This window comes from Serratia odorifera, assembly GCF_041448735.1.
GTDB lineage: Bacteria > Pseudomonadota > Gammaproteobacteria > Enterobacterales > Enterobacteriaceae > Serratia_F > Serratia_F odorifera.
The window spans coordinates 22644-28643 of record NZ_JBGMUT010000020.1; the positions used below are offsets into that span (position 1 = coordinate 22644).

Here is a 6000-nt window from a genome sequence, read left to right on the forward strand (position 1 = left end):
GGCAGTGATTGATACGCAGGCTTTGCGCGCCGAGCAGCTGCAGCGCGCTTCCGACGTTATCCGCACGGATGATTTTATTGTCGATCCGCCGGCCTTTATCGCCGGCTGTGACGTTGGCTTCGAGCAGGAAGGCGCGGTAACGCGCGCCGCTATCGCCATCCTGCGTTATCCCTCACTGGCGCTGGTGGAATATCAAATCGCCCGCGTTGCCACCACCATGCCTTACATCCCCGGCTTTCTCTCGTTTCGCGAATACCCGGCATTACTGGCGGCCTGGCAACAGTTGCAGCAGAAACCCGACCTGATCTTTGTCGACGGGCACGGTATTTCGCATCCGCGCCGGTTAGGGGTCGCCAGCCACTTTGGCCTGCTGGTGGACGTACCGACCATTGGCGTGGCGAAAAAACGCCTGTGCGGTACGTTTGAGCCGCTGGAGGATGTGCAGGGAGCTCTGGAGCCGCTGCTCGACAAGGGCGAGCAGCTCGGTTGGGTATGGCGCAGCAAGGCACGTTGCAACCCGTTGTTTATCGCCACCGGCCATCGCGTCAGCGCCGATAGCGCGCTGGCCTGGGTAAAACGTTGCATGGCGGGTTACCGTTTGCCGGAGCCGACACGCTGGGCCGATGCCATCGCCTCGCGCCGCCCGGCCTTCCAGCGCTGGCTGGCCGCGCATCCAGAGGTGTCGCCATGAGCGATTTCGGGTACACTGCGCCGCAGATAACGCGTAAGAGAGTAGACAATGCTACGTAACCCGATTCATTTACGTCTGGAAAAGCTTGAAAGCTGGCAACATTTGACCTTTATGGCTAGTCTGTGCGAGCGTATGTACCCGAATTACCAGATGTTCTGCCTGCAAACCGAGTTTGGCGATCCGGCGATTTATCGTCGTATTCTGGATTTGGTGTGGGAAACGCTGGTAGTGAAAGACGCCAAGGTCAACTTCGATAGTCAGCTTGAGAAGTTGGAACAGGCGATTCCTTCGGCAGAAGATTACGATCTTTACGGCGTTTACCCGGCGATCGATGCCTGTATCGCATTAGGGGAACTGATTCATTCGCGGCTCAGCGGGGAGACGTTGGAGCACGCCGTCGCCATCAGCGAAACCTCAATTCGCACCGTGGCGATGTTGGAAATGACCCAGGCCGGGAAAGAAATGACCGATGAAGAACTGAAGGTGATGCCGGCAGTTGAGGAGGAATGGGACATCCAATGGGAAATTTTCCGCCTGTTGGCAGCCTGCGAGGAGCGCGATGTAGACCTGATCAAAGGGCTGCGATCCGACCTTCGCGAGGCTGGTGTGAGTAACATCGGGATAAATTTAACGCAATAAGGCAAGAAAACGTGATTTAACGCCTGATTTGTCATGCCTTAAGGCTTCACATCCGCACCCTGTCTGGTCTACATTTGGGGGGCGTAAAAAAAGTGGCTATCGGTGCGTGTATGCAGGAGAGTGCTGTCAATCGGCATATCCGTCGCACTCGATGCTTTGCAAACGATAAACACACTGTAAGGATAACTTATGAACAAGACTCAACTGATTGATGTAATCGCAGACAAGGCTGACCTTTCCAAAGCACAGGCTAAACTGGCTCTGGAATCTACCCTGGCTGCCATTACCGAGTCTCTGAAAGAAGGTGATGCAGTACAATTGGTTGGTTTCGGTACTTTCAAAGTAAACCATCGTGCAGAGCGCACTGGCCGCAACCCACAAACTGGTAAAGAAATCAAAATCGCAGCCGCTAACGTACCTGCGTTCGTTTCTGGCAAAGCACTGAAAGACGCTGTTAAGTAAGACCGCGTGTTGGTGAAAAGATTAAACAGGGGGGCTTTGAAGCCCCTTTTGTTTGTCCGACGGGCGCTCATTGTCATCGGCGTTGCCGCTGGCCTGGGCGCCTGCAGTTGGCATCAGGATCCTCCCAGCTTTACCGCCAGCGGCTATGTGGCCGATCAAGGGGCGATTCGCCTGTGGCGTAAAGATGACGATCGGCAGCACCCGCAGGTGCTGATGACCGTTTACAGCCCTTATCGCGGGATAGGCACCGTAACCACCCACTATGAATACCAGAACGGCGAGCTACGACAGATCAAACGTGTCGACGCCGACGGTAATAAAGACTCGATCCAACTGCGCTTCGCCGATGACGGCACGGTAAGCTTTATGCAGCGCCAGCTTGCCACGCGACGTGAACAGTTATCCAGTGATGATATTGCGCGCTACAAATACCAGGCGCGACGCGTGCTGGAGTTAAGTAACGCATTGCGTGCCGGCAAGGTGCAATTGCTGCAGGGGCGTTGGCAGCAGGGCACGGTGCAAACCTGTGCGGGAGAACGGATCAATCCGGGGCTGAATAGCTCGTCGAACGCCTGGATTGAACGGCGTGCGCAAAACAGCAGTGGGCCATTGAGTATTGCCTGGCTTGAAGCACCGGAAGGGCGTGAGCTATTGCTGGTGGCTAACGAAGACTTCTGCAACTGGGAACCGAAGGAAAGCTCGCTGTAGGCATCGAGCGCAGCTCGGTGTGCAGGAGGGCTGGAAAGTTGAGGATAGGGCGCAGCGGACTACGCCCTACCGGCAGCCGGGTTACTTGCCGCGTGCGATAGCGCGGTAACCAATGTCCTTACGGCAGAAACTGCCCGGCCATTGAATGCCTTCCGCCAATTGATAAGCGCGCTGCTGTGCCTGGGCAACCGTTGCGCCCAGTGCGGTTACGCATAATACGCGCCCACCGCTGGTCACTACCTCATCGCCTGCCATTTGCGTACCGGCGTGGAACACTTTACCGTCAGCGCTGGCCTGCTGCGGCAATCCCTGGATCACGTCACCGGTGCGGTAATCGGCAGGATAACCGCCGGCCGCCAGCACCACGCCCAGCGCAGGGCGATCGTCCCACTCGGAGGTTTTCTGATCCAGTTTGCCCTCGGCGCCCGCCAGGCATAGCTCGACCAGATCGGAACGCAGGCGCAACATGATGGGTTGCGTTTCCGGATCGCCGAAGCGGCAGTTGAATTCAATCACCTTTGGCTGACCATCGGCAGAAATCATCAGCCCGGCATACAGAAAGCCGACATAGGTATTGCCTTCCGCCGCCATGCCACGCACCGTTGGCCAGATAACCTGCTCCATCACGCGTTGGTGGATCTGGTCGGTCACCACCGGTGCGGGAGAGTAAGCGCCCATACCGCCGGTATTCGGGCCGCTGTCGCCATCACCGACGCGTTTGTGATCCTGACTGGTGGCCATCGGCACCACGTGCTCACCGTCGACCATAACGATAAAACTGGCTTCCTCACCATCCAGAAACTCTTCCACCACGATGCGGTGGCCAGCATTACCGAACGCATTGCCAGCCAGCATGTCCTGAACTGCGGCTTCGGCTTCCTGCAATGTCATGGCGACAATAACGCCTTTACCCGCGGCCAGGCCGTCGGCCTTGATGACGATCGGTGCACCTTTGCTGCGCACGTAGGCCAGCGCCGGCTCGACTTCGGTAAAGTTCTGGTATTCCGCACTGGGAATGCGATGGCGCGCCAGAAAATCCTTGGTAAAGGCCTTGGAGCCTTCCAACTGGGCGGCGGCTTGCGTCGGGCCGAAGATCTTCAGGCCGGCGGCCTGGAATGCGTCCACAACGCCGATCACCAGTGGGGCTTCAGGACCGACAATGGTCAGCCCGATATCGTTGTCTTGTGCAAAGGCTAACAGTGCTGGGATATCCGTCGCGGAGATAGCGACGTTTTCCAGGTTTGCTTCCAGCGCAGTGCCGGCATTGCCCGGCGCGACATACACTTTCTCTGCCAGCGGTGACTGAGCGGCTTTCCAGGCCAGGGCGTGTTCCCGCCCGCCGTTGCCAATAATTAGAATATTCATCAGGTGCTCCACGAACGGCGTGCGCAGCGGTGCGCACGCAATGAAAGAGAATTAATGGCGGAAATGACGCATGTCAGTGAAGATCATGGCAATACCGTGTTCATTGGCGGCGGCAATCACTTCATCATCGCGAATTGAACCACCTGGCTGGATGACACAGGTAATGCCAACCGCCGCTGCCGCGTCAATGCCGTCACGGAACGGGAAGAAGGCGTCAGACGCCATGGCGGAGCCTTTCACTTCCAGCCCTTCATCGGCGGCTTTGATACCGGCGATTTTCGCGGAGTAAACGCGGCTCATTTGGCCTGCGCCGATACCGATGGTCATATTGTCGCGGGCATAAACGATGGCGTTGGATTTGACGAATTTAGCCACCTTCCAGCAGAACAGCGCATCACGCAGTTCCTGTGCCGAAGGCTGACGTTCTGTCACTACGCGCAGATCGTCTTCGCTAACCATGCCCAAATCGCGGTCCTGTACCAGTAAACCGCCGTTGACGCGTTTGAAATCCAGGCCGGCGACGCGTTGCTGCCACTGGCCACAGGCCAGTACGCGCACGTTTTGTTTGCCTGCCAGCAGGCTGCGCGCTTCTTCACTGATGGCTGGCGCGATAATCACTTCCACAAACTGGCGGCTGATGATCGCCTGCGCGGTGGCGGCATCCAGCTCGCGGTTGAAGGCAATAATGCCGCCGAACGCTGAGGTTGGATCGGTTTGGTAGGCCCGCTCATAGGCGGACAGCGTGCTCTCGCCGATGGCCACGCCGCACGGGTTGGCGTGCTTGACGATCACACAGGCCGGTTCGGCAAATTCCTTGACGCATTCCAGTGCGGCGTCGGTATCGGCAATGTTGTTGTAAGACAGCGCTTTGCCTTGCAACTGAGTGGCGGTAGCGACCGATGCTTCGTGCAGGTTCTCTTCTATATAGAAGGCGGCCTGCTGGTGGCTGTTTTCGCCGTAACGCATATCCTGCTTCTTCACGTAGTTCAGATTCAGCGTACGCGGGAAGCGGCCGGCAGGTTGTTCGGTATCACCGTGGTAGGCCGGCACCAATGCACCAAAGTAATTGGCGATCATGCTGTCATAAGCCGCGGTATGCTCAAAGGCCTTGATCGCCAGGTTAAAGCGGGTGCTGTACAGCAGAGAACCGGCGTTGTTGTCCAGCTCGGTAATGATGGCGGCGTAGTCGCTGCTCTTTACGACGATGGCAACGTCTTTGTGGTTCTTGGCCGCCGAGCGCACCATGGTTGGGCCGCCGATATCGATGTTCTCGACGGCGTCTTCCAGTGAGCAGTCCGGGCGCGCTACCGTTTGGGCAAATGGATACAGATTGACGACCACCATATCGATCGGCTGGATGGCATGTTGGGCCATGATCTCATCGTCCTGCCCGCGACGTCCCAGAATGCCGCCATGGATCTTGGGGTGTAGGGTTTTGACTCGTCCGTCCATCATTTCCGGGAAGCCGGTATAGTCGGAAACTTCGGTAACAGGCAGACCGGCATCGGCCAGCAGGCGGGCGGTGCCGCCAGTGGAGAGCAGTTCAACGCCGCGGCTTACCAACGCGTTGGCAAATTCAACGATACCGGCTTTGTCAGAAACGCTGAGCAGCGCCCGGCGGATTGGACGAGGTTGTTGCATGGTTTTATCCCTTGGCTTTTTGAGTCGCAATAATAAGAGCGTTACGTGAATCTCTACCTTTTGCCTCTATTTAGCGTCTATATAGAGAACGGCAGGAACAGATTCAGCTAACGCCCCCGTAAAAGGGGACCGTTTCATCGTCGGGAATTGTAGCGAAAACGTTTGCGCGGCGCTCGTAAATTTTCCCCTCAAATGGCTTCTGTGGATAAGTTTGTGCAAAACAGGGTATAAAGCCGTGTTTTGCTGTGGAATGCAGCAAACGATCGATTTTGTTGAAAATACCTGTTGCGGCCTGCGCTGAACTCCCTATAATGCGCCTCCATCGACACGGCGCAAGTGATTCACTTCACAACGCGGCCGGGACGAAAGAGAAAAAATCCTGAAAAAACGGGTTGACTCTGAAAGAGGAAAGCGTATTATACGCCACCTCGAGTTAACAAGCTTCGGCGCGTAACTCACTGCTCTTTAACAATTTATCAGACAATCTGTGTGGG

General features: G+C 56.6%; 6 protein-coding genes. 4 read left to right on the forward strand and 2 right to left on the reverse strand.

The features are described 5' to 3' along the window. Positions 1-4 precede the first annotated feature (4 nt). The 4 genes from nfi to ACCC84_RS22970 all read left to right on the forward strand — a co-directional run bounded on the left by nfi (position 5) and on the right by ACCC84_RS22970 (position 2500). Positions 5-691 (forward strand): deoxyribonuclease V, encoded by a 687-nt coding sequence (gene nfi / locus ACCC84_RS22955; RefSeq protein ID WP_198774131.1) that lies wholly within the window; start codon positions 5-7, stop codon positions 689-691. 48 nt (positions 692-739) lie between these two features. After that, positions 740-1330 carry a YjaG family protein gene (locus tag ACCC84_RS22960; RefSeq protein ID WP_198774132.1) on the forward strand — a complete coding sequence of 197 codons (591 nt, stop codon included), beginning with the start codon at positions 740-742 and terminating at the stop codon, positions 1328-1330. A 189-nt stretch (positions 1331-1519) separates the two neighbouring features. Next, complete coding sequence (hupA, locus tag ACCC84_RS22965; RefSeq protein ID WP_004957785.1) at positions 1520-1792, forward strand: nucleoid-associated protein HU-alpha; 273 nt, start codon at positions 1520-1522, stop codon at positions 1790-1792. Between the two features lie 36 nt (positions 1793-1828). Next, positions 1829-2500: a DUF1481 domain-containing protein gene (locus ACCC84_RS22970; RefSeq protein ID WP_198774133.1), complete on the forward strand. Its 672-nt coding sequence runs from the start codon at positions 1829-1831 to the stop codon at positions 2498-2500. An 81-nt stretch (positions 2501-2581) separates the two neighbouring features. On the opposite strand, the gene purD is transcribed toward ACCC84_RS22970, so the two are convergent. Together purD and purH are read right to left on the reverse strand one after the other, a co-directional pair. Then, positions 2582-3865 (reverse strand): phosphoribosylamine--glycine ligase, encoded by a 1284-nt coding sequence (gene purD / locus ACCC84_RS22975; protein WP_004957790.1) that lies wholly within the window; start codon positions 3863-3865, stop codon positions 2582-2584. Between the two features lie 51 nt (positions 3866-3916). After that, a complete protein-coding gene (purH, locus tag ACCC84_RS22980; protein ID WP_004957794.1) occupies positions 3917-5506 on the reverse strand; it encodes a bifunctional phosphoribosylaminoimidazolecarboxamide formyltransferase/IMP cyclohydrolase in 1590 nt (529 codons plus the stop codon). Positions 5507-6000: the final 494 nt, after the last annotated feature.